The sequence below is a fragment of the Micromonospora yongxingensis genome, from assembly GCF_052601155.1.
In genome coordinates this window covers 44,176-70,415 of sequence record NZ_JBQXEO010000014.1, presented here as the reverse complement: position 1 = coordinate 70,415, position 26,240 = coordinate 44,176, and the positions used below count along the sequence as shown (strand labels likewise).

Annotated in this window: 22 protein-coding genes, 1 tRNA gene and 1 pseudogene; 16 read left to right on the top strand and 8 right to left on the bottom strand. The window is 73.9% G+C overall.

Annotated features, from left to right (window positions below; translation table 11 throughout):
• Positions 1–84 precede the first annotated feature (84 nt).
• Entirely contained in the window at positions 85–540 is a 456-nt protein-coding gene (locus ACTWLT_RS18440) for a hypothetical protein (protein ID WP_445319450.1), read from the bottom strand.
• A gap of 155 nt (positions 541–695) precedes the next feature.
• Here ACTWLT_RS18440 and ACTWLT_RS18435 point away from each other — a divergent pair, with 155 nt between their 5' ends.
• Entirely contained in the window at positions 696–1,247 is a 552-nt protein-coding gene (locus ACTWLT_RS18435) for a hypothetical protein (RefSeq protein WP_445319449.1), read from the top strand.
• 64 nt (positions 1,248–1,311) lie between these two features.
• Positions 1,312–2,103, top strand: a complete 792-nt coding sequence (locus ACTWLT_RS18430) for a Stf0 family sulfotransferase (protein WP_445319448.1) — start codon at positions 1,312–1,314, stop codon at positions 2,101–2,103.
• Positions 2,104–2,111: 8 nt separating this feature from the next.
• Here ACTWLT_RS18430 and ACTWLT_RS18425 read toward each other — a convergent pair.
• Positions 2,112–2,187 (bottom strand) — tRNA-Arg (locus ACTWLT_RS18425).
• Positions 2,188–2,345: 158 nt separating this feature from the next.
• On the opposite strand from ACTWLT_RS18425, the gene ACTWLT_RS18420 reads away from it, so the two are divergent.
• Complete coding sequence (locus tag ACTWLT_RS18420) at positions 2,346–3,053, top strand: hypothetical protein (protein ID WP_445319447.1); 708 nt, start codon at positions 2,346–2,348, stop codon at positions 3,051–3,053.
• A gap of 54 nt (positions 3,054–3,107) precedes the next feature.
• On the opposite strand, the gene ACTWLT_RS18415 is transcribed toward ACTWLT_RS18420, so the two are convergent.
• Both ACTWLT_RS18415 and ACTWLT_RS18410 read right to left on the bottom strand, forming a co-directional pair.
• Positions 3,108–4,196, bottom strand: a complete 1,089-nt coding sequence (locus ACTWLT_RS18415; RefSeq protein WP_445319446.1) for an alpha/beta hydrolase — start codon at positions 4,194–4,196, stop codon at positions 3,108–3,110.
• A 158-nt stretch (positions 4,197–4,354) separates the two neighbouring features.
• Entirely contained in the window at positions 4,355–4,795 is a 441-nt protein-coding gene (locus tag ACTWLT_RS18410) for an HPF/RaiA family ribosome-associated protein (protein ID WP_445319445.1), read from the bottom strand.
• Between the two features lie 290 nt (positions 4,796–5,085).
• On the opposite strand from ACTWLT_RS18410, the gene ACTWLT_RS18405 reads away from it, so the two are divergent.
• The 3 genes and pseudogenes from ACTWLT_RS18405 to ACTWLT_RS18395 all read left to right on the top strand — a co-directional run bounded on the left by ACTWLT_RS18405 (position 5,086) and on the right by ACTWLT_RS18395 (position 8,710).
• The gene (locus ACTWLT_RS18405; protein ID WP_445319444.1) at positions 5,086–5,826 is read left to right on the top strand and encodes a single-stranded DNA-binding protein; all 741 of its coding nucleotides are present in this window, start codon (positions 5,086–5,088) and stop codon (positions 5,824–5,826) included.
• A 251-nt stretch (positions 5,827–6,077) separates the two neighbouring features.
• Positions 6,078–7,073 (top strand): annotated as a pseudogene (locus tag ACTWLT_RS18400) (cobalamin biosynthesis protein); the annotation flags it as partial.
• Positions 7,074–7,168: 95 nt separating this feature from the next.
• Positions 7,169–8,710: a cobyric acid synthase gene (locus ACTWLT_RS18395; RefSeq protein ID WP_445319443.1), complete on the top strand. Its 1,542-nt coding sequence runs from the start codon at positions 7,169–7,171 to the stop codon at positions 8,708–8,710.
• Between the two features lie 12 nt (positions 8,711–8,722).
• On the opposite strand, the gene ACTWLT_RS18390 is transcribed toward ACTWLT_RS18395, so the two are convergent.
• Positions 8,723–9,124, bottom strand: a complete 402-nt coding sequence (locus ACTWLT_RS18390) for a rhodanese-like domain-containing protein (protein WP_445319529.1) — start codon at positions 9,122–9,124, stop codon at positions 8,723–8,725.
• A 330-nt stretch (positions 9,125–9,454) separates the two neighbouring features.
• Between ACTWLT_RS18390 and ACTWLT_RS18385 the strand changes: the two genes are divergently transcribed.
• From ACTWLT_RS18385 to ACTWLT_RS18365, 5 genes are all read left to right on the top strand, one after another.
• On the top strand, positions 9,455–10,120 hold the full coding sequence (locus tag ACTWLT_RS18385) for a uridine kinase family protein (RefSeq protein ID WP_445319528.1): 666 nt from the start codon (positions 9,455–9,457) through the stop codon (positions 10,118–10,120).
• A gap of 75 nt (positions 10,121–10,195) precedes the next feature.
• Positions 10,196–11,341 carry a M48 family metallopeptidase gene (locus ACTWLT_RS18380; protein WP_445319442.1) on the top strand — a complete coding sequence of 382 codons (1,146 nt, stop codon included), beginning with the start codon at positions 10,196–10,198 and terminating at the stop codon, positions 11,339–11,341.
• A 36-nt stretch (positions 11,342–11,377) separates the two neighbouring features.
• Complete coding sequence (locus ACTWLT_RS18375; RefSeq protein WP_445319527.1) at positions 11,378–12,730, top strand: dipeptidase; 1,353 nt, start codon at positions 11,378–11,380, stop codon at positions 12,728–12,730.
• Positions 12,731–12,807: 77 nt separating this feature from the next.
• On the top strand, positions 12,808–13,014 hold the full coding sequence (locus ACTWLT_RS18370) for a hypothetical protein (RefSeq protein ID WP_252419701.1): 207 nt from the start codon (positions 12,808–12,810) through the stop codon (positions 13,012–13,014).
• An 85-nt stretch (positions 13,015–13,099) separates the two neighbouring features.
• Positions 13,100–14,692: an ATP-dependent DNA ligase gene (locus ACTWLT_RS18365; protein WP_445319441.1), complete on the top strand. Its 1,593-nt coding sequence runs from the start codon at positions 13,100–13,102 to the stop codon at positions 14,690–14,692.
• Positions 14,693–14,699: 7 nt separating this feature from the next.
• Here the strand turns inward: ACTWLT_RS18365 and ACTWLT_RS18360 are convergent, their stop codons facing one another.
• On the bottom strand, positions 14,700–15,521 hold the full coding sequence (locus ACTWLT_RS18360) for an SURF1 family cytochrome oxidase biogenesis protein (protein WP_445319440.1): 822 nt from the start codon (positions 15,519–15,521) through the stop codon (positions 14,700–14,702).
• 172 nt (positions 15,522–15,693) lie between these two features.
• On the opposite strand from ACTWLT_RS18360, the gene ACTWLT_RS18355 reads away from it, so the two are divergent.
• Positions 15,694–17,112, top strand: a complete 1,419-nt coding sequence (locus ACTWLT_RS18355) for a cobyrinic acid a,c-diamide synthase CobB (RefSeq protein WP_445319439.1) — start codon at positions 15,694–15,696, stop codon at positions 17,110–17,112.
• Positions 17,109–17,678 (top strand): GNAT family N-acetyltransferase, encoded by a 570-nt coding sequence (locus tag ACTWLT_RS18350; RefSeq protein WP_445319438.1) that lies wholly within the window; start codon positions 17,109–17,111, stop codon positions 17,676–17,678. The genes ACTWLT_RS18355 and ACTWLT_RS18350 overlap by 4 nt, the downstream gene beginning before the upstream one ends.
• Before the next feature lie 9 nt (positions 17,679–17,687).
• On the opposite strand, the gene ACTWLT_RS18345 is transcribed toward ACTWLT_RS18350, so the two are convergent.
• Positions 17,688–19,820 carry a transglycosylase domain-containing protein gene (locus tag ACTWLT_RS18345; protein ID WP_445319437.1) on the bottom strand — a complete coding sequence of 711 codons (2,133 nt, stop codon included), beginning with the start codon at positions 19,818–19,820 and terminating at the stop codon, positions 17,688–17,690.
• Positions 19,821–19,941: 121 nt separating this feature from the next.
• Here ACTWLT_RS18345 and cobC point away from each other — a divergent pair, with 121 nt between their 5' ends.
• The 3 genes from cobC to cobA are packed head-to-tail and all read left to right on the top strand — an operon-like array spanning position 19,942 to position 23,353.
• Positions 19,942–21,033 carry an Rv2231c family histidinol phosphate aminotransferase CobC gene (cobC, locus tag ACTWLT_RS18340; RefSeq protein ID WP_445319436.1) on the top strand — a complete coding sequence of 364 codons (1,092 nt, stop codon included), beginning with the start codon at positions 19,942–19,944 and terminating at the stop codon, positions 21,031–21,033.
• The gene (cobT, locus tag ACTWLT_RS18335) at positions 21,033–22,127 is read left to right on the top strand and encodes a nicotinate-nucleotide--dimethylbenzimidazole phosphoribosyltransferase (protein ID WP_445319435.1); all 1,095 of its coding nucleotides are present in this window, start codon (positions 21,033–21,035) and stop codon (positions 22,125–22,127) included. Before cobC ends, cobT begins: the two co-directional genes overlap by 1 nt.
• Positions 22,124–23,353 (top strand): uroporphyrinogen-III C-methyltransferase, encoded by a 1,230-nt coding sequence (cobA, locus tag ACTWLT_RS18330; RefSeq protein WP_445319434.1) that lies wholly within the window; start codon positions 22,124–22,126, stop codon positions 23,351–23,353. Before cobT ends, cobA begins: the two co-directional genes overlap by 4 nt.
• Before the next feature lie 287 nt (positions 23,354–23,640).
• On the opposite strand, the gene otsB is transcribed toward cobA, so the two are convergent.
• The gene (otsB, locus tag ACTWLT_RS18325; RefSeq protein WP_445319526.1) at positions 23,641–26,202 is read right to left on the bottom strand and encodes a trehalose-phosphatase; all 2,562 of its coding nucleotides are present in this window, start codon (positions 26,200–26,202) and stop codon (positions 23,641–23,643) included.
• Between the last annotated feature and the right edge of the window lie 38 nt (positions 26,203–26,240).

Below are 26,240 nucleotides of genomic sequence, written 5' to 3'. Positions count from 1 at the left end.
GCGGCTCCTGGTGTTCCGCACCGTCTTCGTCATGCTGGTCCCCTCGGTTGTCGGCCTCGCCGGGCCGCGCCGCCGGGGTTGTCGCTATTTCCACTTGTCGTCCTTGAACCGGACGACCAGGACCACCAGGACCGTTCCGAGTGCGGCGAACAGCAGTCCGGCCGGGATCGTGGTCCACGACATCAGGAACGACAGCGAGCCGGAGGTGTGCCCGTTCTCCGCCACGAACGTGCCCGGGTCGTTCGGGTCCACCCACACCGCCATCTTCGGCCCCGGAGTCCTGCCGCAGCCGGTCACACCGGCGCAGGGGATCCAGGTGGTGTACTGCCTCGACTCGTACAGGTAGGAAAGTTCGATGCGGTCGATACCGCTGCCCCGGCCGCCACCCCCGGCCCGGTCGGAGACATAGGCGGTGACCGGCACGCCGTCGGCTCGCAACCGGTCCGCCTCAGACGACACGTGCCAGCGGTAGGCCACGGCACCACCGGCCAGGCCCAGTCCCGCCAGCAGTGCGACCAGCCCGGTCACCAGCACCTTCATCCGTGGACGCATACCGCTGCGCGGTGGTGCGGGCGCAACGCGCCGTCGCTTCGTCACCGGTCCACTCTCCATCAGGGACGCAAACCTGTTGCCCGGCGAGGGATCGGACCATCCACGAACCCGTCAGACCGGCGGGGTAGCTAAGATCCACCGCCGTGAGCTCTCCAGATCAGCCCTCGGCCTCGGCGTCGCGCCGCCCTAGTCGACGGATCGTCATCGTCGTCGCGGCGGTACTGGTCCCCGTTCTGCTGGTCGCCGCAGGTGTGGTCACCTACTTCATGGGGGGATTGAACGACGACGGTCAGTTCCGCGCGGAACCACCGGCCTGCGAGACGGTGCAGCCCAGCCTGCACCTGCTCGCGACCGCCTACGCCGTGCGACTGGAGGGATCGAACAGCTGCTCGGTGTTCCTGCCCAAGGATCACCCGGCCTACATCCCGACTCCCGTGATGACCATCGACTACTACGTCGCGACCCCTCAGCGGGAGGACGCGCCAGACGCCGCCAGTGGCGTCCTGCGCAAACTGGGGTCGGAGGTCAAGCCGCTGTCCGGCGTCGGTGACGAGGCGTACTCCCGGAACCGGAGTGTCTACGTGCGAGTCAGCAACCTCGTCGTGGGGGTCACGGTGTTCCCCCTTGCCCCGAGCCCGGAGTCCCAGATCCACGACTTCGCCGCCGACCTGGCCGAACGTCTGCGGCGGAGCTGATTCGACGCGTTGTCAGCCCACCGCGCGCTTGCGGCGACGCCCCCGGTTGCGATTGTGTGCAGACATGCCGGATCACTCCGACCGTGTCGACTCGTACCTGATCTGCGGGACTCCTCGCACCGGCAGTTCGCTACTGCTCGGATTGTTGGAATCGACCGGTGTCGCCGGTCATCCGCAGGCGTACTTCCGTTCACCCGACGAGCCGCTGTGGGTCGAACGCTGGCAGATCCGCCGCACCGCCGGGGGCGGCTTCGACTACGCGGACTACGTGCGGGCCGCGCTGGCCGCCGGCCGGACGGACAACGGCGTGTTCGGTGCGAAGCTCATGTGGGGAACGCTGGACGAGGTCGTCGACAAGCTCGCGAGCGTCCACCCGGACCTGGCTGGCAACGACGTCGCACTACTGGACCGGGCATTCGGCCGTACCCGGTTCGTCTTCCTGCGCCGCGACGACGTCCTGGCGCAGGCGGTGTCCTGGCTGCGCGCGGAGCAGACAGCCAGGTGGTTCATCGGCGGCAACGGTGAGATCGGCGGCGACGCCGGCAACGGGCAGGCACCCCGCTTCGACGCGGACGGCATCACGCACCTGATCGAGACGATCAGAGAACACAACGCGGCCTGGGAGTCGTGGTTCGCCACGTGGGAGATCCAACCGCTCGTCCTGCGCTACGAGGAGCTCGACACGGACATGGTCGCCGCCACGCGCCGCGTCCTCGACTTTCTCGGCCTCCACCTGCCCGAGGGGAGCACCATCGTCGCCCGGCACCAGCGCCAGGCCGACGAGCTCAACCGTCAGTGGGTCCAGCGGTACCGCGAAGAGGTGACCGATGGCCGGGGAGACAAGCCGCTGAGCTGAGGTGATGGTGGCGCGCCCGGCAGGATTCGAACCTGCGGCCTTGGGATTAGAAGTCCCCTGCTCTATCCGCTGAGCTACGGGCGCATGGCGTGGATGTCGCGCCAAGAGGGTACCGCCGCCCGCTCGGCCGGCGGGGAAAAGGGTGCCCGCGTCCACGTTGCCGAGCAGGGTCTCACGGGGGCCGGCGGGCCGGCATCCGGGTTCCCCGGGACCGGCCCGGCGCTGGACCGTACCCTCGGCTGGTGCTGCTGGACTCCGACGCCGAGAACGACGTCGCCTACGAGCTGTGCCAGATCGTCGGGCGCGCCATCCTGCCGTACCGGTCGTCGGGCGCCCTCGACCACGGATTCGGCACCGCGTTCTTCTTCCAGGGCGCCGACGACCCGGTGGGGGAGTCGCTGCTGACGGCGGCCGACCTCGTCGGTGGCCAGGGCGGGGAGTTGAGCCTTCGGGGGAGCGTCACCGAGCCGGCCGGGGTCGCCCCGGCCGTCATCGCGGAGGGCGACATCAGGCCCGGCTGGGCCCGCTTCCCGGGCGACGGCGTGGCCGTGCTCCCCACCGCCGGGCTGCACCGGTACGCGGGCGACGGCGGCTGGCGGTGGCGGGTGCAGCCGGTGCCCGCCGGGATCGCCGCCGGGCCCGAGGTGGTCGCCCGCCTCGGCGCCGACGCCGGTTCCGCCTTCGTGCTGGCCCACGGGGTACGCGAGGACGGGTCCCGGCCGCTGGAGGTGGCCATCGAGCGGGTGGTCCGTGACGGGGACACCGTGCGGATCACCACCGAGCTGCCGCCGGGGTACGTCGGGGCGCCGGTCTTCGTCGTGCAGGCCGACGCCGCCGGGGAGGTGTCGCTGTACTGCCTCGGCCTCGTGCTGCCCGGCGTCGGCGGTCACCCGGTGGCGACCTTCGACCGGATCCGCGCCGTCCTCCCGTCCACGGCCGGCGACGCCTGAGACAGACAGCCTCGACCTGCGGCGGCCCTGGCTGCCGTGGGCGAGCCGTCGGCTTCAGTCGCCGGCCGTCGTCGCATCGGCCGGATCGGTCGCCGGACGGCGAGTCTCCGGCAGTCGGGATGCACCGCCGGCCTCCCTCGAGGCGGCACCGGACGAAGCGACGTTGACCGGCGTGGGACCGGCCGGGGCGGTGGGGCCGGCGGCGAGGAACGCCTCAGCCCACCGGCCGACCTCGTCGAAGACCTTCCGGCGTACGGCGGGGCCGGAGAGCGTGAGGTCGTGCAGCCCGCCGTCGAAGCGGGCCAGGGTGACGTGGCGGCCGAGCCGGGGCGCGTACCGGACCATGTGCTCGACGTCCAGCACGGCGTCGGCCAGGGTCGCGTTGTCGTGCCACCGGGTGCCGCGGAAGGAGCGGGTCGAGCAGGCCAACAGCACCGGCACCTGGATGTCCAGCCCGGCGCGCAGTCGGCGCTGGCCGCTGCGGATCGCGTTCAGCCAGCCGGCCCGGACCGGGAACCCGGCCAGCGGCTTCCACGCCAGGTCGTAGGTCCACTCGCCGCGGTGGTCGGCGTGGATGCTCTCGCCGTACACCGTGCCCAGCCCGAACGGCAGGATGCGGTGCGGCGCCCTGCGGCCCAGCCGGGAGGCGGCGGCCGCGAGGGGTCGACGCACGGCCCAGGGGGCGTTGAGGTCGAAGAAGGGGCTGTTGAGCACCAGGCCGTCGATGGTGTCGGTGTCGCGGCGGGCGTCCGCCCAGAGCGAGATGATCAGGCCGCCGGTGGAGTGGCCCATCGCCAGCAGGGTGTCATGCCCGTCGTCCCCGCGGATGATCTCGGCGGCGGCGTCCAGCTCGGGGAAGTAGTCGCTGATGTCCTGGCAGAAGTTCGGGGTCTGGTGCGGGAGCAGGCTGCGGCCGTACTTGCGCAGGTCGAGGGCGTAGAAGTCCCAGCCCCGCTCGGCGAAGAAGTCGGCCAGGTGGGTCTGGAAGAAGTAGTCGACGAAGCCGTGCACGTAGAGCACGGCCCGCCCGGTGGGGCGCTCGGCCCGCCGCCGGACCAGGGTCGCGACGACCGGTCCCTCGTCGTCGGTGCCCAGGTCGATCGTCTGCCGCTCGTACGGCGGCCCCAACACGTCCGGTTCCACGCTCGCGACGCTACGCCGGGACGCTACCCAGCGGTAGCCCCGCGCCTGCCCGCCCCGCGCACCTCTCCGCGCCGCGATCTTGCACTTGCTGCCTCCTCATAGCGCGTGAAAGGCGCGAAACGAGGTTCGAAAGTGCAAGATCGCGGGACGCGGCGAGGTCAGGCCGTTTCCGCGTCGGCTCGGATCGGGTCGGCGGCCGGGAGAGCCTCCGGGTCCTCGGCCGGGTCGATCTGGTCCTGCGGCTGGCTGACGTCGCGCAGGTGCTTGTTGTGCCGGGGCTCCTGGCGGGTCTTCGCGTCGTTGAGCCGCCGGCGCAGGTCGTCGCGGACGTCGTTGAGCGCGGCGTGCAGGTCCTCCTCGGCCGAGGTGGTGACGATCTTCTGCCGGCCGGCGATCCAGCACTCAAGGGTCACCTTCTGCCCCCGAGCCTCCCGGTCCTTCACCGACACCTCCAGCTCGGTGGCGTCGGCGTGGAAGCCGGCGAGCCGGGAGTCGAGGGTGGCGAACTGTTCGGCGATCCAGTTGCGGTCGCCCTGCGAGAACCCGGTGCCCACCCGCAGGCACTCGGCCACGGTGGCCGGGTTCGCCACGGCGCTCATCGCCGCGCCTCGGAAGCGGTTGCGGAGCCGATGGTGGTGATCATCATGGCGCTGACCTCTCGTCGACGTGGAGCTGTCGGTGGTGCCTTGATCAAGTCCATACCCAGTTCGGTCGGATCCGGAACCGCCGGGTTGGCCGTACCACATCGGGGCGTGATCAGGGCGTTGTCCACAGGCGGCTTCGTCGTCCACAGATCGGGGTGGGGGTGCTGGTGGCCGCCGCCCGTACCGCCCAGGCTCGGTGTCGAGTCGACTCGCGCTGGCAGGCCCCCGATCCCCCTGGAGGGACGATGTTCGACACCTACGTAACGATTGTCGGCAATGTGCTGACCACGCCCGAGTGGCGGCGTACCACCCAGAGCAACACCCTGGTGGCCAACTTCAAGGTCGCCTCCACCGCCCGCCGGCTCGACCGGGACTCCGGCCGCTGGGTCGACGGCAACTCGCTCCGCGTCCGCGTCAACTGCTGGCGCAAGCTCGCCGAAGGCGTGGCGGCCTCGGTGATGGTGGGCGACCCGGTGGTGGTCTGCGGCCGGCTCTACACCCGCGACTGGACCGACGACGCCGGCAACCACCGCACCCTCTACGAGCTGGAAGCCGTCGCCGTCGGTCACGACCTGTCCCGGGGGCGTGCCCGGTTCCTGCGCAACCGGCCCAGCATGACCACCAGCACGGTGGAGGACGCGGACGCGGAGAGCCGGGTGCACGGCGAGCCCACGGAGCCCGTGCCGGCCGGGCAGGCGCCCGTCCTGCCCGACGACCGCCCGCTGGACGACGACTTCGAGTTGCCCGACTTCGGAGCGCGGCACACCGGCCCGTTCACCGCCGGCCCGCTCGACGACGACCCTGTCGGCGCCGACGGTGCGCAGGGCGGTGACGCTGACGACGAGCTGGCCATGTCGCCCGGGGTGGACGACGACGACCCCGACGGCGACCCGGACGACGAGTTGGCCCCGGTGCCGGACGAGGCGGGCCCCACGCCGCCCGCCCGTGGGCGTCGCGGCCGGGGGAGGGTGCCACAGCCGGCGTGACCCTCGGCCCGCCCAGTTCCGACGGCACGTCACGACGGGGGCGGGGTGGCGACGCGACCGGCGTCGTCACCCCGCGTGACAGCGGGGCCGAGGCTCGGCTCGCGCCGGCGGGGCGGTTCACGGATGCGCCGGGCCGGGTCGCCGTTGCGGCGGCTCGCCGTGCGAACGACGGTCCGTGGGATCACGGAACGCGGCTGGCCCGGTCGGTTCCCGGGGTGCTCGTCTAGGCTGGCCGGCCGGAGGTGGTGCGCGTGCGACGGACAGCACCGGTGGCGAACGCGGTGGGGCTGCTGGCCGGGTACGCGCTGGACAGGCTGCTCGGCGACCCTCGCCGGTGGCACCCCGTGGCCGGCTTCGGGCAGGCCGCCGGCGCGCTGGAGCGTCGGCTCTACCGGCCGGACCGGACGGCCGGTGCGGCGTTCACCGTGCTGGCCGTGGGCGGGCCGGTCCTGCTCGGAGCGGTCGCCGCGGCGGCCACCCGGCACCGGCCGGTGACGCGGGCGGTGCTCGTCGCCGCCGGCACCTGGACCGTGCTCGGCGGCCGCACGCTGCGGCACGAGGCCACGCTGATGGGCCGGACGCTGCGCGACGGTGACCTGCCGGCCGCCCGCCAGCGGCTCGGACACCTCTGCGGCCGGGACCCGTCGACCCTCGACGAGTCGGAGCTGGCCCGGGCCACCGTCGAGTCGGTGGCGGAGAACACCTCCGACGCGGTGGTCGCCCCGCTGGTCTGGGGTGCGGTCGCCGGCCTGCCCGGGCTGCTCGGCTACCGCGCGGCCAACACCCTCGACGCGATGGTCGGCCACCGGTCGGCCCGCTACGCCCGGTTCGGCACCCCCGCGGCCCGCCTCGACGATCTTCTCAACCTGGTGCCGTCCCGGCTGACCGGGCTGCTCACCGTCGCCGTCGCGCCGGTCGCGAATGGCGACCGGGACCGGGCCTGGCGGGTGTGGCGGCGCGACCGCAACGACCACCCGAGCCCCAACGCCGGGCAGTGCGAGGCGGCGATGGCCGGTGCCCTCGGCGTCCGCCTCGGTGGCCGCAACGTCTACTTCGGGCGCTCCGAGGTCCGCCCGTTCCTGGGTGACGGCCCGCGCCCCGAGGCGCGGCACCTGAAGCGGGCCGCCCGGATCTCCGGCGCCGTCGGCCTGGCCGCCCTGGGGCTGGCCGCCGCCTACCCGTTGACCGTCGGACGTCTGGCCGGCGCCATCGGCCGGCGCGCGCTGATCGCCACCGTCGGTGGGCGTGGATCGGGCGGTGTCGTCGACCGACGTGGGCCGGGCGGTTCCGGCGGGCGATCCCGCGGACGGGGAGTCGTCGCGGCGCGGCGGGGGAGCGGGTGGTGAGCGGCGGGCTGCTGGTCGCCGGCACCACCTCCGACGCCGGAAAGAGCGTGCTCACCGCCGGCATCTGCCGCTGGCTGCACCGGCAGGGCGTGAAGGTGGCGCCGTTCAAGGCACAGAACATGTCGAACAATTCGGCGGTCGTGGTCGGGCCGGACGGACGCGGCGGCGAGATCGGCCGGGCCCAGGCGATGCAGGCCGCCGCGTGCGGGCTCGCCCCGGACCTGCGCTTCAACCCGGTGCTGCTCAAGCCGGGCAGCGATCTGGCCAGCCAGGTGGTGCTGCTCGGCGAGGCGGTCGACACGATCACCGCCGGCACGTTCCGGCAGCTGCGGCCCCGGCTCGCCGAGACCGCGTACGCGGCGCTGGCCGAGCTGCGGGAGGCGTACGACGTGGTGATCTGCGAGGGCGCCGGCAGCCCGGCGGAGATCAATCTGCGTGCCGGTGACTACGTCAACATGGGGCTGGCCCGGCACGCCAACCTGCCCACCATCGTGGTCGGCGACATCGACCGGGGCGGTGTGTTCGCCTCGATGTTCGGCACCGTGGCCCTGCTCGACCCGGCCGACCAGGCGCTGGTCGCCGGCTTCGTCATCAACAAGTTCCGGGGTGACCTCGGCCTGCTCCAGCCGGGGCTGGACATGCTGCGACACGTCACCGGCCGCCCCACGTACGGGGTGCTGCCCTGGTCGCTCGACCTGTGGCTCGACGCCGAGGACTCCCTCGCCTACGGCCGGGTGCTCGGTCGGCCGGCGGCCCCGCACGGCACCGAATGGCTGGACGTCGCCGTCGTCCGGCTGCCCCGGATCAGCAACGCCACCGACGTGGAGGCGCTGGCCACCGAGCCGGGCGTCCGGGTCCGCCTCACGGTCGAACCGTCCGAGCTGGCCGCCGCCGACCTGGTCGTCCTGCCCGGTTCCAAGTCGACCGTGGCGGACCTCGCGTGGCTCCGGGAAACCGGTCTGGCCGACGCGGTCGTCGCGCACGCGGCGGCCGGCAAGCCACTGCTCGGCATCTGCGGCGGCTTCCAGATGCTCGGCCGGGCCATCCACGACCCGGTGGAGAGCCGCCAGGGCAGCGTCGCGGGCCTCGACCTGCTACCCATCGAGATCACCTTCGATCCGCGCAAGACCGTCCGGCAGTCGGTGGGCACCGCTGGCGACGGCCTGCCGGTGCGCGGCTACGAGATCCACCACGGGTACGTCTCCCACGCCGATCCCGCCCTGACCCCGCTGCTGACCCAGGCCGGTGGCGCCGGCGAGGGTGCGGTGCTCGGCGCCGTACACGGCACGCACTGGCACGGCACGTTCGAGTCCGACGGGTTCCGTCGCCGATTCCTCACCGAGGCGGCCCGGCTGGCCGGGCGCACCGGGTTCCGGGTCGCACCGGACACCAGCTTCGCCGCCGCCCGGGAACGCTCGCTCGACCTGCTCGGTGACCTGGTCGAGGAACACCTCGACACCGACGCACTCTGGCGCCTCGTCGAGACCGGCCCACCCCCCGGCCTGCCCTTCATCCCGCCCGGTCCGCCGCCGGCCTGACCGGCTCGGGTGTCAGAGGCGGATGTCGGCGGGGCGGTCGGTGGTGGGGAGACCGGCGGCGAGCCACGCGTCGACGCCGCCGATCATGTCGGTGGCGCGGCGCAGCCCGAGGGTCTGCAGGCTGGCGGCGGCCAGGCTGGAGCTGTAACCCTGCCGGCACACCAGCACGATCTCCCGGTCGTAGGCGGTGGCCTCGGGGATGCGCCAGGCGCTGGCCGGGTCGAGTCGCCATTCCAGCACCGTCCGGTCGATGACGACCGCCCCGGGCAGGTCGCCCTGTTCGCGGCGCTGCATCTCGGTACGGGTGTCGACCAGCAGCGCGCCGCTGCGGACCGCCTCGATGGTCTGCTGCGGAGTCAGTCGGTGCAGCCCGGCGCGGGCCTGTTCGAGCAGGGCGTCGATACCGGGGCTCATCACGTCTCGGAGCACCACCCGATCATGCCGATTCGGGTGCACGTCCGGCGGCGAACGGGGCGCGCATCACCCGTCGTCGCACCAAATCCCCCGGACGTGACGGTGCCCGGCGGTGGCGGTCGGCCGGACGGGTGAGCGGCCAGCGCGGACCGCGACCGCGCCGTGATCAACTCGCCTCTCCCGATATCGGGGTGTTCCTGTCGACCTGACACCGCGTTGTCCATGACGTGGAGTCGACAACGCCGACTTTCCGCAGCGTCCGACCGCCACGTCGGCGAGGGTCATACTTCGGTCGTGCACCACGTCGCCAACGGAGGAGGCCGCGAGCCGGTGGACGTCGGCGGGGCGGCCGCAAGGGCCTCGGTCGACGTACCGACGGTGGTGGTCGTCGAGGCGTACGCCGAGCTGGCCCGTCGGGTGCTCGCGGGCCCGGCGCGGTTGGGGCGGACCCGGCTGGTGGCGGTCGACGGGCCGAGTGGCGCGGGCAAGAGCAGCTTCGCCGCGCACCTCGCGGATGCCGTGGCGGTGCTGGCCGGCGGCGGTCGGCCGCCGGTGGTGCACACCGACGACCTGCTCGACGGTTGGGACGACCAGCTCACCTTCTGGCCCCGCCTGGACGAGCAGGTGCTGACCCCGCTGCGCGTCGGGCGGCCCGGCGCCTACCGGCGCTACAGCTGGGTCCGGCGCTGCTTTCTGCCCCGCCCGGTCCCGGTGCCGGCCGCGCCGGTGATGATCCTGGAGGGCGTCAGCGCCGCGCGCGCAGTCGTCCGGCCGGAGCTGAGCCTGGCCGTCTTCGTGACCGCGCCCGCGCCGCTGCGGCTGGCCCGCGCGGTCACCCGGGACGGGCAGGAGATCCTGCCCGAGCTGCGCCGCTGGCACGAAGGGGAGCGGGCGCACTTCGCCGCCGACGACACGGCAGACCGCGCCGACCTGGTGATCGACGGCGCGCCGGTCCTGCCACACGACGCGAACCGGTACTACGTGCGGATCCGCTGAGCGGGGCATGGACGTCCGCCACCAGCTGCGGCACGATGCGTGAAGGCCCAGGGCGCGGCGAACGGGGGACTCATCATGTCGGCAACGGACACGCCCGCGCGGCGCCGGATAACCCTCACCGGCATCAGCTCGCGGGCCTGGGAGCATCCGGCCGACCGCGGCGCCCTGGTGGCGCTGCGCGAGCTGCGCGGGTTCGACGACGTGGTGCGGGCGTTCTTCGGCATGTGGAACGAGCGGGGCTTCCGGCTCTCCGTCCTGGCCTCCGGCATCCGCGTCGACCACCGGCAGTATCCGGCGGTGTGGCAGCGCTACACCGAGGCCGCCGCGGCGCTCGACGTGGCCGAGCTGCCCGAGTTGTACGTGACCCAGTCGCCCTGGCTGGGCGCGGAGGCGGTCGGCCTGGAACGGCCGTTCGTCGTGCTGAACTCCGCCTGCGTCCAGCAACTCGACGAGGACGAGCTGCGCTGCCTGCTCGGCCACGAGTTGGGGCACGTGGGCAGTGGGCACGCGGTCTACAAGACCATGCTGATGATCCTCACCAGGTGGGCGGCCAACCTGAGCTGGCTGCCGGTCGGCGCGATCGCGCTGCGGGCGATCATCGCGGCGATGCTGGAGTGGTGGCGCAAGGCGGAACTCTCCGCCGACCGGGCCGGCCTGCTCGCCGGGCAGGACCCGGCGGCCGCGCTGCGCCTGCTGATGAAGCTCGCCGGCGGTGGCGACCTGTCGCAGATCGACACCACCGCCTTCCTGGAGCAGGCCGCCGAGTACGCCGGTGGCGGCGACCTGCGGGACAGCCTGCACAAGATCCGGATGACGGCGTGGAGCACCCATCCGGCGCCGGTGGCGCGGGCTGCCCAGTTGCGGCAGTGGATCGACTCCGGCGCGTACGGGCGGGTGCTGGCCGGGGACTACCCGCGCCGCGACGACGACGGCTCGACCAGCGTCTCGGAGGAGATCAGGGCGGCCGCCGACTCGTACCGGGAGGAGTTCAGCCGGTCCACCGACCCGCTGGTCGGGTTGCTGCGTCGGCTCGGCGACGGCGCCAGCGACGTCGGCGAGTGGGTGGGCGGCACCGCCGGTCGGGCCCGTTCCTGGATGGATGCCGCCACCGAGGCGGCCGCCCGCGCACACCGCGCCGGCCGGGCAGCGCCGGGTGCCCCGGCGGGTGCCGCCTCCCCGGGCGCCGGTGACGGTACGGGCTCGGCCGGCACGCCGGGGTAAGGCCGGCATACGATGCCGGTCATGACCACACCGATCATGTCCGAGTCCGAGGTGCGGGCCGCCGTCGAGCGGGAGATGCCCGGCGTACGGGCCGACCTGGAACGCCTCGTCCGCATCCCCGGCATCGCCTTCGAGGGCTTCGACCACTCGCACGTGGAGCGCTCCGCCGAGGCGGTCGCCGAGCTGCTGCGCGGTTGTGGCCTGGACGTCGACATCGTGCGTTCCGGCGGGCAGCCCGCGGTGATCGGCCGTCGGGCCGCCCCGCCCGGAGCGCCCACCGTGCTGCTCTACGCCCACCACGACGTGCAGCCGATCGGCGACCGGTCGCTGTGGGAGTCCGACCCGTTCGAGCCGGTGGAGCGGGACGGCCGGCTCTACGGCCGGGGCGCGGCCGACGACAAGGCCGGCATCATGGCGCACGTCGCGGCGCTGCGCGCGTACGGTGACGCGCTGCCGGTCGGCGTGGTGCTCTTCATCGAGGGCGAGGAGGAGTACGGCTCCGACTCGCTGGAGCGGCTGCTGGCCGAGCACCGCGACGAGATCGCCTCGGACGTCATCGTGATCGCCGACTCCGGCAACTGGGACATCGGCGTACCGGCCCTGACCACCTCGCTGCGGGGCATCGTCAACTGCTTCGTCGAGGTCCGCACGCTGGACCACGCGGTGCACAGCGGCATGTTCGGCGGTGCCGTCCCGGACGCGCTCACCGCGCTGGTGCGGCTGTTGGCGACGCTGCACGACGACGCCGGTGACGTGGCGGTGGACGGGCTGGTGGGCCGCGAGGGCGCCGTCGTCGACTACCCCGAGGACCGGGTCCGGGCCGAGGCCGGGCTGGCCGAGGGTGTGCGGTTCATCGGCACCGGCCGGATCACCGACCGGCTCTGGACCAAGCCCGCGCTGGCGGTGCTCGGCGTCGACGCGCCGTCCACCGGTGAGGCGCCGAACGCTCTGGTCCCGTCGGCGAAGGCCAAGCTGAGCATCCGGCTCGCTCCGGGCGACGACCCGAAGCGGGCGTACGCCGCGGTCCGCACGCACCTGGAGGAGCACGCGCCGTGGGGCGCGCAGGTGACGGTCAGCTTCGAGCACGACGGTGACCCGTGCGTGATCGACGCGTCCGGGCCGATGTTCGACGCCGCCCGCTCGGCGTTCCGCACGGCCTGGGACGGCACCGACCCGGTGGACATCGGCGTCGGCGGCTCGATCCCGTTCATCGCGACCTTCCAGGAGATGTTCCCGAAGGCGGCGATCCTGGTGACCGGTGTGGAGGATCCGCACGCCCGGGCGCACGGCCCGAACGAGAGCCTGCACCTCGGGGAGTTCGCCCGAGTCTGCCTCGCCGAGGCGCTGCTGCTGGCCAAGGTGGCCGCGGCGGGCACGAACGGGAGTTAGGTGTCGGAACCGTAACTTCCGGTCTGATCTGGGAGTTTGCGGTGTGTCGCGCGCGGGGCTGTTATAGCCTTTCGAACATGAGTACGAACGAGGTGATGGCCCGGTTGGGGGCCGCCGTCAGCGCGCTGGGGGACGTCGACGTCTCCGCGTGGTCCGAGGACACGCTCAACGAACAGCTCGGTGAACTCTCCGCCGCCCTGGTCGCCCTCGACTCGGCGCTCTCGCGGGTCGCCGGCGAGGTCCGCGCCCGGGGGCTGCGCATCGAGGAACCGGTTCCGGCCTGACCCGCCGCCCGTCTGGGTGGCGGCGCTCCCGCCGACACCGCCCGGGCACGGCAATGCCCGGGCGGTGTCGGGGGCGGCTGGCAGGATGGGCTCCGTGCGGTTCATCGACCTGGCAGCCACCTCCGCCGCCGTCGGCGCCACCAGCGGCCGGCGGGCCAAGGTGGAGCTGCTCGCCGACGCGCTGCGCCGGCTCGACCCGGCCGAGGTGGAGCCCGGCGCGGGCTACCTGGCCGGTGAGCTGCGCCAGCGGCAGACCGGCGTGGGATATGCGAGCCTGCGGGACCTGCCGCCACCGGCCGCCGAGCCGACGCTGACCGTGGCCGCCGTCGACGCGGCCATCGAGCAGATCGCCGCCGTGCAGGGCGCGGGCTCGCAGGCCCGGCGCCGGGCGTTGCTCGGTGCCCTCTTCGCGGCGGCGACCGCCGACGAGCAGCGGCTGCTCACCAATCTGTTCAGCGGCGAGCTGCGCCAGGGTGCCCAGGCCGGGCTGCTCGCCGACGCGGTGGCCCGCGCCGCCGACGTGCCGGTCGCGACGGTCCGGCGGGCTCTGCTGCTCGCCGGTGACCTGCGTGCGGTGGCGGTCGCCGCGCTGGCCGGAGGTGCCGCCGAGCTGGCCGGGTTCGGCCTGCGGGTCGGCCGGCCGCTGGCGCCGATGCTCGCGCAGAGCGCACCCTCGGTGGACGAGGCGCTGGTCGCGACGGGCACGCCGGCCGTGGTCGACGTGAAGCTCGACGGCATCCGCATCCAGGTGCACCGCTCGGGCAGCGACATCGCCGTCTTCACCCGCAGCCTCGACGAGATCACCTCGCGGGTGCCCGAGGTGGTCGCGGCGGTCCGCGCGCTGCCCGGCCGGGAGTTGGTGCTCGACGGCGAGGCGATCGGCCTGGACGAGACCGGCCGCCCCCTGCCGTTCCAGCAGACCTCCAGCCGGGCCGCCCGGCGCACCACACCCAGCACAACGGGTCGCACCCCGGTCGCCCCCGCGGTGCTCGCGGCCGCCGCCACCACCGGCCAGACCGTGCTGACGCCGTACTTCTTCGACCTGCTGCACCTCGACGGCACGGATCTGATCGACCTGCCCGGCCGGGAGCGGTGGGCGGCGCTGGCCGGGGCGGTCGACGAGTCGCTGCTGGTCGGTCGGCTGGAGGTCGACGGTCCGGAGCAGGCCGGGGCCGCGTTCGCCGCCGCCATCGACGCCGGCCAGGAGGGCGTCGTGGTCAAGGCGCCGGACGCCCCCTACGACGCCGGCCGGCGCGGCGCGGCCTGGGTCAAGGTCAAGCCCCGGCACACGCTCGACCTGGTGGTGCTCGCCGTCGAGTGGGGCAGCGGGCGGCGGCAGGGCTGGCTGTCCAACCTGCACCTCGGCGCCCGCGATCCGCGCACCGGCGACTTCGTGATGCTCGGCAAGACGTTCAAGGGTCTCACCGACGAGCTGCTGCGCTGGCAGACCGAACGCTTCCTCGACCTCGCCGTCGAGCGCGGCGACTGGGTGGTCCGCGTCCGCCCCGAGCAGGTGGTCGAGATCGCCTTCGACGGGGTGCAGACGAGTTCGCGCTATCCGGGCGGGATGGCGCTGCGGTTCGCCCGGGTGGTGCGGTACCGCGACGACAAGTCCGCCGCCGAGGCGGACACCATCGACGCCGTCCGCGCCATCCACGCCGGGCGCGCCACCGGCTGACCGGGCGTCAGGCGGACGGGCTCGGCGTTGGCTCCGCGGCCCGGTCCAGCGGTTTCGGGGCGGTGCCGATGCCGGCGGCGCGCCGCGCCTCCCGCCGGGCCACCCAGCCGTAGCCGAACAGGGCCATCACGGCGAAGAGCCACCACTGCACGACGTAGCCGAAGTTCTGCCAGTTGTTGGCGTGCCCGACCGGCACCGCCTTGAACACCGGGTCGGCCGCCGGGGTCTGCTCGTCCAGCAGCAGGTAACCGCCGTACACCGGGTAGGGCAGTTCGCGGGCCAGCCGCGGCACGCCGATCCGTCGGGTCTCCAACCGACCGTCGCGCCGGTCCACCGCGCCGGCGCCGCTCTCGGTCTCGTGCACCCGACCGACGACCGTCACGTCGCCGCTGGGCACGGCGGGCACCGGTGGCTGCGCCGTCGCCCCGCCCGGCGCCGGCGGGATCCAACCCCGGTCCACCAGCAGCGCCGTGCCGTCGGCGAGCACCAGCGGGGTCAGCACCTCGAAGCCGACCCGGCTGTCCACCGTCCGGCCACGGACCAGGACGGTGTTCGTCGGGTCGTACCGGCCGGTCGCCGTGATCCGGGTCCAGACCTTGTCCTCGGCGGGGGCCGGGCCAGCCGTTCCCGCGCCGCCGGTGGGGGCGCGCAGCGCGTCGCTCAGCGGCGCCGGTGCCATCCGCTGGCCGGCGTCGATCCGCTCGTTGACCTCGGTGCGCCCTCGGTAGCGGTCCAGCTGCCAGTTGCCGAGCAGCACCATGACCGCCGCGCCGACCAGGGTCAGCGCGAGAGCGCCCAGCCAGCGTGGGCTCAGCAGGAACCGGTACACGGCACCGAGGCTACCCGTATGACGGGGGCCACTGACCTCGGCCGGGGCCGGGACGGGACAACCGGTGCGGGTTGGCGGTGCTCGCGCGTCCGACCGGGCGGGTATCGTCACGCGGACGGACCGGCCCCCCGGTCGGCCGTCGGTACCCCGCCGCCCCCGCGAGGAGTCGATGATGACCGTCGTGCCGCGCCTGGTGCTCAGCGCGCCGTCCTCCGGGCATGGCAAGAACGCGTTGGCGATCGGGCTGCTCGCCGCCCTGGCCGACCGGGATGTCGACGTCGCCGGGTTCAAGCTCGGGCCGGACCACGTCGACGCCGCCTACCTCGGCCTCGCCGCCGGTCGGCCCGGCCGGGTGATCGATCCCCGGCTGGTCGGCCTCGACCGGCTCGCCCCGCTGGTCGCGCACGGAGCCACGGGCGCCGGGCTCGCCGTGGTGCAGGGCAGCATGGGTCTCTACGACTCGGTCGGTGGTCGCCCGGAGCAGGAGTCCACGGCCGCCGCCGCGGCCGCGCTGCGCAGCCCGGTGGTGCTGGTGGTCGACGTGGCCGCGATGGGTCAGTCGGTTGCCGCCCTGGTGCACGGTTTCCGCTCGTACGACGAGCAGCTCTGGCTCGGCGGGGTGATCCTCAACCGGGTGGCGTCCTCCCGGCACGAGGCCATGCTGCGCGAGGCGCTGGACGACGTGGGCGTGCCGGTCTACGGCGCGCTGCGCCGGCAGGACCTGCCGGCGGTGCTGCCGTCGCGCCGGCACGGTGTGGCGCCGGTCGTCGACGGGTCCGCCGACGCGATCCGCGCGGTCCGCCGGCTGGGCGAGGCGGTCGCCGCCACGGTCGACCTGGAGCGGCTGCTCGGCTTGGCCCGCTCCGCCCCGCCGCTGCCCGCCGCCGCGTGGTCGCCGGAGGAGGCGCTCGGCCCGGTGCCGGCCCCGGCCGACCGTCCGCTGGTGGCGCTGGCCGGTGGGCCGGGCGGCAGCTTCAGCCACCCGGAGACCGCCGAGCTGCTGCGGGCCGCCGGCGCCGAGGTGGTCATGGTCGATCCGCTGCGCGACGAGGCGCTGCCGGCCGGCACGCGTGCGCTGGTCGTCGGCGGCGCGCTGCCCGAGGCGTACGCCGAGCAGCTGTCGGCCAACCGCCGGCTCTGCATAGCCGTGGCCGAGTTGGCCCGCACCGGGCGTCCGGTGGTCGCCGAGGGCGCCGGCCTTCTCTGGCTGGCCCGGGAGCTGGACGGGCTGCCGATGTGCGGGGTGCTGGACGCGGTCGGCGTCAGTCGGGACGGCCTGGTGGTGGGCTACCGGCAGGCGACGGCACAGACCGACAGCGTGGTCGCCGCCAGCGGCACGCTCCTGGTGGGGCACAAGGAGCACCGCGCGGTGCTGACTCCGCGGGCCGGTCAGCGCCCGGCCTGGAGCTGGGACGGCGGCGCGCCGGAGGGCTTCGTCTGGCGCAACGTGCACGCCTCCCAGCTCACCCTGCACTGGGCCGCGCACCCGGCCACCGCTGCCCGGCTGGTCGCGGCGGCGGCGGAGCCGGCAGCGTCGGCGGAGCCGCCGGCCGAGGCAGTGCCCTCGCAGCCCGGTGTGGTGCCGGCGTGATCGGTCAGGTGGCGGTTCGCCGCTTCCCGTCGTTGACCGTCTCCACCCCGCGCACCGAGGTGCGGCGGCTCACCGCCGCGGACGCGGCGGCGGTCGGGGAGATCTTCGCCGACAAGCTCACCCGACGCTGGCTGCCGCTGGCCGACGACTCCGGTCCGATCGACGGGCACGCCTGGTGCACGGATCTGGCTCGGCAGCGACGCGACAGCGGCGAGGGGGACCACTACGCGGTGCTCCGCCGGGAGGACAACCAGGTGGTGGGCTCGCTGTGGACCCGGCGCACCGACTGGGGCGCCCGGCTCACCGAGGTGTCCTACGCGATGGCCCCGCACGCGCGTGGCTTCGGGCTGGCCGCCGAGGCGGTGGACGCGGTGGCCATCGCGCTGATCCTGGAGCACGACTTCCAGCGGGTCGAGCTGCGGGTGGCACCCGGCAACCTGGCCTCCTGCCGCGTCGCGGAGAAGGCCGGGTTCAGCTACGAGGGGCTGCTGCGCAACGCGGGTTTCGTCCGCGGCGGCCGGGTCGATCTGGAGCTGTGGTCTTTCGTGGCGGCCGATCTGCGGTGACCTTCCCGGTCACCCCACGATGGCGTCCGACGGTGGGGTGAACTGGCGGGTGGGTTGGCCCTTCAGTCCGTCGCGGAGGGTCTCCGCGACCGCCGCGATCGGGATCTGGGACTGTCCGTCTCCCACGGCGTTGAACGGATTGTCGGGGTCGGAGATGAAGCTGGCCGCTGCCAACTCCGGGGTGTAGCCGACGAACCAGGCCGACCGGGTGCTGTCGGTGGTACCGGTCTTGCCGGCCACCGGGCGGCCGACCGTACCCCGGACGCTGTCGGCGGTGGACCAGCCGCCGCACCCTCCACGCGCCGGGGTGTCCCCGGTCGGGCAGCGGGCCGCGTCGGTGGCCGCCCGGGCGGCGTCCGCGCTGACGACCTGCCGGCAGCGCGGCTTGGCAACCTCACGGTGGATGCCGCCGGGCGTGACGTACGTGGCCGGCGTGCCGTCCCGGGTCATGATCGCCGACACGGGGATCGCCTCGCAGTAGCGGCCGTCGGCCGCGATGGCGGCGTAGGCGTTCGCCATCTCCAGCGGGGTGGCGTCGGAGACGCCCAGGGTGAACGAGCCCCACTTCTTCGCCTTGGCCGGGGACGCCTGTTCCCGGTCGACGTCGGTGCGCCAGCGCAGCCCGAGCTGCTCGGCGAGCCGCACGGCCCGGTCGGCGCCGACCTTCTCCTCCAGCCACACGAAGTACGTGTTGACCGACTTGCCGAAGCCGGACCACATGGTCTGCTGCCCGGTCATGGCACCGCTGGCGTTGGACGGCGCCCACCCGTCGTAGACGGCCGACTTGTACCGGTACGGCGCGTTGAACGAGGTGGAGAGGGTCATCCCGGAGTCCAGGGCGGCGAGCATCGGGAACATCTTGAACGTCGACCCGGCCTGGTAGCCCGGCAGGTCACCGCCGCCGAGCAGGGGCGCCACGGTGTTCGGGTAGTTCGCCTTCACCTTCGGCCCGGCCTCGGGGTTGGAACTCTGCGGGTTCTCGCTCAGGTCCAGTGAGTACGTCCGGTTCACCGCCATGGCCTTGACCCGCCCGGTGCCGGGCTCGGAGACCACGATGCCGTTGGCGAACGGGCTGCCGGTGCCCTCCTTGGCGCCGACGTTCTTCTCCGCCGCCTCCTGGATCTTCGGGTCGATGCTGAGCACGATCCGGTAGCCGCCCCGGCGCAGCTTGTCCATCCGTTCCAGCCGGTTCGCGCCGAACGCGGGCTGCGCGCTCCACCAGTTCTTCAGGTAGTCGCAGGCGAAGCCCCAGCTGTTGTACTTCTCCGGCACGGCCGCGCAGTCGTTCGGCGGGTTGGTCAGCTTCAGCCGGATCGGCTCGGCCTTGGCGGCGGCGGCCGAGTCGGGGGAGAGGTACCCGAGCTGGCTCATCCGGTCCAGCACGTAGTTGCGCCGTCCGGTGGCCTCCTTCTGGTCGGAGTCGGCCGGGTCGTACTCCGACGGTGACTTGACCAGCCCGGCCAGGGTGGCCGCCTCGACCTGGGTGAGGTCCTTGGGGGTCTTGGAGAAGAAGATCTCGCTGGCCGCGTAGATGCCGTACGCGCGGTGCCCGAAGTACGCCGAGTTCAGGTAGCGCTCCATGATCTGTTCCTTGCTCAGCTCCTTCTCCAGGTCCAGCGCCATCCGCATCTCCTTGACCTTGCGCAGGCTGGTCTGCTGGGTGGCTTCCTGGACCTCCTTGGGCGTGGTCGCGCTGTCCCGCAGGGCCATCCGGACGTACTGCATGGTCAGCGTCGACGCGCCCTGGGAGACCCCGTTGGAGCGGGCGTTGGAGACGAAGGCCCGGGCGACGCCCTTCGGGTCGACGCCGTGGTGCTGGTAGAAGCGGGAGTCCTCGGCGGCCACGATCGCCTGCTGGATGTTCGGCGACATGTCCGACAGCTTGGTGTACTGCCGGTACTCCTCGTAGAACATGGTCAGCACGGTCTTGCCGTCGGGGGCGTAGAGGTAGGAGGTCTCGGCGGGCAGGGCGGTGGTCAGCAGCTTGGTCTTGTGCTCCATGGCGTGCGCGGTGGCCTTCGCGCCGAGCCCGGTGAGGGCGACCAGCGGGTAGGCGGCGGCGGCGATCACGATGCCGGCGATCAGCCCGGCGCGGAGAAGAGGAACGAGTCGACCAGCGGCAGCAAGGGGTCGGTTGCTCACGTGGTCAAGTTATGACAATTCCGATTCGAATATGAGAAGAACTCATAAACCGGCCGGTGGTGATGCGTCTTACGTCGCGATCGACTGTCCCACCGGCCACCTTCCCGGCAGGATCGCGGACATGTCTGATCAGCCGAGCTCGCCGGCGCCGGCCGCCGGGTCCGCCCCCGAGCCGGACCTGGCGCACCACGGCGACGTGGAGGCGAGCGCCGGCCTGATCGACCTCGCCGTCAACGTCCGCCGGGCACCCCTGCCGGGCTGGCTGGCCGGCCCGATCGCCGCCACCCTCACCGATCTGGCCCGCTACCCGGACCCGGCGCCCGCCCGCGCCGCCGTCGCCGCCCGGCACCGGCGTCACCCGGACGAGGTACTGCTCACCGCCGGCGCCGCCGAGGGCTTCGTGCTGATCGCGCAGGCGCTGCGGGGCGTCCGCCGCCCGGTGGTGGTGCACCCCCAGTTCACCGAGCCGGAGGCGGCGCTGCGGGCCGCCGGGCACCCGGTCGAGCGGGTGCTGCTGGACCCCGCCGAGGACTTCCGGCTCGACCCGGACCGGGTGCCGGCCGACGCCGACCTGGTGATGATCGGCAACCCGACCAATCCCACCTCGGTCCTGCACCCGGCGCGGACCCTGGCCGCGCTGGCCCGCCCGGGCCGGGTTCTGGTGGTCGACGAGGCGTTCGCCGACACCACCGCCGCCGCCGGGCATCCCGGTGAGCCGGAGTCGCTGGCGCAGCGGCCCGACCTGCCCGGGCTGCTCGTGCTGCGCAGCCTCACCAAGACGTGGGGACTGGCCGGGCTGCGGATCGGCTACCTGCTCGGCGCGCCGGAGCTGCTGTCCCGGCTGGCCGCCGTCCAGCCGCTCTGGGCCGTCTCCACACCCGCGCTGGCCGCCGCGTCGGCCTGCGCCACCCCCGTCGCGGTCCAGGCCGAACGCGCGATCGCCGCCGAACTCGCCGCCGACCGCGACCACCTGGTCGCCCGCCTGGCCGACCTGCCCGGGGTACGCGTCGCCGGCCGCCCGGCCAGCGCGTTCGTGCTGCTGCACCTGCCGGGCGCGACCCGGATCCGGGCGGTCCTGCGCGACCGCGGCTGGGCGGTACGCCGGGGCGACACCTTCCCCGGCCTCGGCCCGGACTGGCTGCGGGTGGCCGTGCGCGACCGATCCACCACCGACGCGTTCGTCGAGGTGCTGCGCGAGACCATGGAGGAATGATGCTGGAGACCACGATCGCGGCGATCCGGCCGCTGGACGAGTCGGCCATGGCCGACGCCCGCGAGCTGCACGGCCGGCTGACCAAGCCGGCGGGGTCGCTGGGGGCGTTGGAGGAGCTGTCGGTACGCCTCGCCGGCCTGGCCGCGGCCTGCCCGCCGCCGGTGCCCGAGCCGGCCGCGGTGGCGATCTTCGCCGGTGACCACGGGGTGCACGCCCAGGGGGTGACCCCGTGGCCGCAGGAGGTCACCGGACAGATGATCGGCAACTTCCTGGCCGGCGGGGCGGTGGTCAACGCGTTCGCCCGGCAGGCCGGCGCGTCGGTCACCGTGGTCGACGTCGGCGTGGCCGCCCCGCTGCCGATCGCGCCCGCCCAGCCCGCCGCCGAGGCGGCCATCCTCGACCCGTCCGTGCCCCGGTTCGTCGCGGCGACCGTGCGCCAGGGCACCCGGGATCTCGCGTTGACCGCCGCGCTGACCCGGGACGAGGCGCTGGCGGCGGTGCAGACCGGCATCCGGATCGCCGACGAGCTGATCGACGCCGGAGCCGGCATCCTGCTCACCGGGGACATGGGCATCGGCAACACCACGCCGGCCGCCGCGCTGATCGCCGCGTTCACCGGCGCCGACCCGCTCGACGCCACCGGGCGGGGCACCGGGGTCGACGACCCGACGTACGCCCGCAAGGTGGCGGTGGTGCGGGCCGCGCTGGCCCGGCACACGCCCGACCCGGCCGACCCGCTGGGCGTGCTGGCGGCCGTCGGCGGGCTGGAACACGCCGCGCTGGCCGGGCTGATCCTGGGTGCCGCGGCCCGCCGCACGCCGGTGCTGCTGGACGGCGTGATCGCGGTCTCCGCCGCGCTGGCCGCCGCGGCGTTCGCCCCGGACGCGGTCGGCGCCATGGTCGCCGGTCACCGCTCGGCCGAGCCGGGCGCGACGGTCGCGTTGCGCCACCTCGGCCTCGACCCGCTGATCGACCTGGGGCTGCGCCTCGGTGAGGGCACCGGCGCGCTGCTGGCGCTGCCCGTTGTGACCGGCGCCGTCCGGGTGCTGCACGAGGTGGCCACCTTCGACTCCGCCGGTGTGGCCGAGAAGTGACCAGCAGTCCGTACCCTCTCGGCCTGCGGCTGGACGGGCGGCGGGTGGTCGTGGTGGGCGGCGGCGCGGTCGCCACCCGGCGGGTGCCGGCGTTGCTGGACGCCGGCGCGGACGTCCTGCTGGTGGCACCGGAGCTGACCCCGGCGCTGCGCGCCCGGGCGGACGCGGGCCGGCTGCGCTGGCTGCCGCGCCGGTTCGCACCCGCGGACCTGGACGGGGCGTGGCTGGTGCAGGTGGCGATCGACGACCCGATCGCGGCGGCGTCGGTGAGCGCCCTCGCCGCCGAGCGGCGCATCTTCTGCGTCCGCGCCGACGACCGGATGGCGGCCACCGCCTGGACCCCGGCGGTGACACGGCACGGGCCGGTCACCGTGGCGGTGCTCGGCGGCGGCGACCCACGCCGCGCGATGACCGTCCGCGACGCCATCCGCGACCTCCTCGACGCCCGGAAGGCGCCTGCGGTGGAGGACGGGTCCCTTCCGGACGTCGCGGGCGGACGGGTGGCGCTGGTCGGGGCGGGACCGGGCGACCCGGAGCTGATCACCGTGAAGGGCTGGCGGCTGCTCACCGAGGCGAACGTGGTGGTCGCCGACCGGCTGGTCCCCGGGCTGCTCCTGGACGAGTTGCGCCCCGACGTGGAGCTGGTGGACGCCTCGAAGATCCCCTACGGCCCGTCCCGCGCCCAGGAGGAGATCAACCAGATCCTGGTCGATCGCGCCCGTGCCGGGGCGCAGGTGGTCCGGCTCAAGGGCGGCGATCCGTACGTCTTCGGTCGGGGCGGCGAGGAGTTGCTGGCCTGCGCCGCCGCCGGTGTGCCGGTGACCGTGGTCCCCGGGGTGACCAGCTCGATCGCCGCCCCGGCCGCGGCCGGCATCCCGGTCACCCACCGGGGGGTGGCGCACGAGTTCACCGTGGTCTCCGGGCACGTCGCGCCCGACTCGCCAACCTCGCTGGTGCGCTGGGAGGCGCTCGCGGGCCTGCGCGGCACCCTGGTGATCCTCATGGGGCTGAAGAACCTCGCGGCCATCACGGCCACCCTGATGGCGCACGGCCGGTCGCCGCAGACGCCGGCCGCCGTCGTCCAGGAGGGTACGACGGGCGCCCAGCGGGCACTGCGGTCGACCCTCGGCACGGTGGCCGACGACGTGCTCGCCGCCGACCTGCGCCCGCCCGCGGTCGTCGTGGTGGGCGACGTGGTGGACGCGCTCGACGCGCTCGACGCCTGAGGAGCGGGCGTGCGGGCCCCGGCGCTCCTTCCACGAGGATGAGGTCGCGTCTCCGCCGGCACGAGGATGGGATGGTCCCTGCCCGCCCTTTGCTCTGCTTCACCCGAGGCAACACAAACATCGTCGCCGTGTTGCGTGCGGTGAAGCAGAGCAAAGGATGCGCCGAGGGCGAGGTGGCGGCGGCGCTCGGGTGACCGCTACCCGCCGGCGCGGCCACCGACCGACAGCGCCCGATCGACGACGGGGCCGGAGCAGAAGCTCCGGCCCCGTCGTCGTACGTGCGTCGACTACTGCTTGAGCATGTTGTCCAGCAGCAGGGCACAGCGGATCAGACCGAGGTGGCTGTACGCCTGCGGGTGGTTGCCCAGCCCGCGCTCCGCGAGCGGGTCGTACTGCTCGGGCAGCAGCCCGGTCGGGCCGGCGGTGAGCACCATCTGCGCGAACAGCTCCTCGGCGTCGGTGCGGCGGCCGGTGCGCAGGTACGCCTCGATCAGCCACGCCGTGCAGATGTGGAAGCCGCCCTCGCGGCCGGGCAGGCCGTCGTCCCAGTGGTAGCGGTAGACCACCGGGCCGCTGCGCAGGTCCGCCTCGATCCGCAGCACGGTGGACAGGAAGCGCGGGTCGTCGCCCGGAAGCAGGCCCGAGAGCCCGATCCAGAGCGACGAGGCGTCCATGTCCTCGTCGCCGTACGCGACGCTGTACGCCTCGACCTCCTCGTGCCAGCCGTGCTCCAGCACGTTGGCGCCGATCCGGTCGCGCAGCTCCACCCACTCGGGGCGGTCCTCGCCACCGTGCTGGCGCATCACGTGCAGCGCCCGGTCGACGGTCATCCAGCACATCACCTTCGAGAAGATGTGGTGCCGGGGTGGCAGCCGAGCCTCCCAGATGCCGTGGTCGGGCTCGTGCCAGCGGCGGCGGACCGCCTCGACCATGTTGTCCAGGACCCGCCACTCGTCCTCGCGTACCGAGCCGCGGGCGTCGGCGACGGCCGCGATCAGGTCGGCGATCGGGCCGAAGACGTCCAGTTGGAGCTGGTGGTTGGCGAGGTTTCCGACCCGGACCGGCCGGGAGCCGGCGTACCCGGGCAGGGTGTCGATGACGGCCTCGGCGCCCAACTCGTACCCGTCGATCGTGTAGAGCGGGTGGAGCCGCTCGGGGTGCCCGCCGGTGCGCTCGATGCAGCCGTCCACCCAGAGCAGCAGCGCCTCGGCCTCGCTGAGGGAGCCCAGGTCGACCAGCGCGCGGGCGGTCAGTGCCGCGTCGCGGAGCCAGCAGTAGCGGTAGTCCCAGTTGCGGACGCCGCCCAGTTCCTCGGGGAGCGAGGTGGTCGCCGCGGCCAGGATCGAGCCGGTCGCCTCGTGGCAGAGCCCGCGCAGGGTGAGCGCGCTCCGGGCGACCAGGTCACGGGCGGTGGACGGCAGCCGCAGCGAGGCGACCCAGTCCTTCCACGGCTGCTCGGCCGCGGCCTGCCGCTCGTGGATCGGCACCCGGTGGTGGTCCAGGCTGTGCGTGCCGAAGCGCAGCTCCAGCACGACCTGCCCGCCGGCGGCGGAGAGGTCGACGACCGCCTTGGCGGTCTGGTAGCCGGCGTCGTTGCTGACCTGCCACTGCACGCCGGGGGAGTAGAGCGCGACCGGCTCGTTGGAGCCCAGCACCAGCAGGCCGTCGCCGAGCGGCTGCAACTGCACGGCGACCTGACCGAACTCGGGTCGTGGCGCGAACTCCACCCGTGCCCGGCCGCTGCCGGTGAGCACCCGGATCAGGGTCGAGTCGCCGGTGACCGCCACCGGGTCGTCCGGCGCGGTCTCCCGGGCCGGCTTGTCCAGCCAGTCGGTGACGGTGAGCCCGGACCAGCGGGTCTCCACGGTCATCGTGCCCGAGCGGTAGCGCTGGCCCAGCGGGATGCCCCCGCGTTCCGGCGCGATGCTGAAGTGCCCGGCCGGGCTGCCGCCGACGAGGTCGGCGAAGATCGCCGCCGAGTCCGGTTTGGGGTGGCAGAGCCAGCTGACCTTCGCCTCGGGGGTGAGCAGCGCGACGGTGCGGCCGTTGGCCAGCATGGAGTGCCGCTCGATCGGCACCGCCCGCTCGCCGAAGAGCCAGTGTCGCCGGGTCTCCAGCAGCAGCGCGAGCGCGCGGGCCGCCTCGAGGGGATCGGCCACCCGGTAGTCGGCCCGGGTGTCCCCGGGCCCGATCTTGATGCCGAGGTCCGGCCCGTGCAGGTTGCCGAAGGCGTTCTCGTCGGTCACGTCGTCGCCGATGAAGAGCACGGCGCTGGCCGAGAGCTGGGTCCGCAACTGGTCGACCGCGGTGCCCTTGTGGGTGGCCACCACGGAGAGTTCGAAGACCTCCTTGCCCTGGGTGACGGTGACGCCGTCCCAGGTGGCGGGGCCGTTGCGGACGGCCTCGATGGCCGCGGCCGCGATCTGCGGGTCGACCCCGCGGGTGTGCATGGCGACGCTGGCCGGCTTGCGTTCCAGCCGGATGCCGGGGTGCTCGGCGGCGATCTCGCGCAGCGCGTTGCGGACCCGGGTGCGCACCGCGACCAGCTCGGGGGAGAGCCGCTCGACGAAGCCGATGTCGAACTCCGAGCCGTGGCTGCCGACGAGGTGCACCTCGCTGGGCAGCCGGGAGAGCGCGGCCAGGTCGCGCAGCGCCCGGCCGGAGACCACCGCCACGGTGGTCTGCGGCAGTGCGGCGAGCGCGCGGACCGCGGCCACCGACTCGGGCAGCGGTACGGCCTTGCTCGGGTCCTCCACGATCGGCGCCAGTGTGCCGTCGTAGTCGCAGGCGATCAGGAGTTGGGGGACCCGGGCGATCCGGCCGATGGCGGAACGCAGCTCGGGGTCCATCACCCCGGTGGCCGTCGCCGCTCCGTCGTTGACGGACG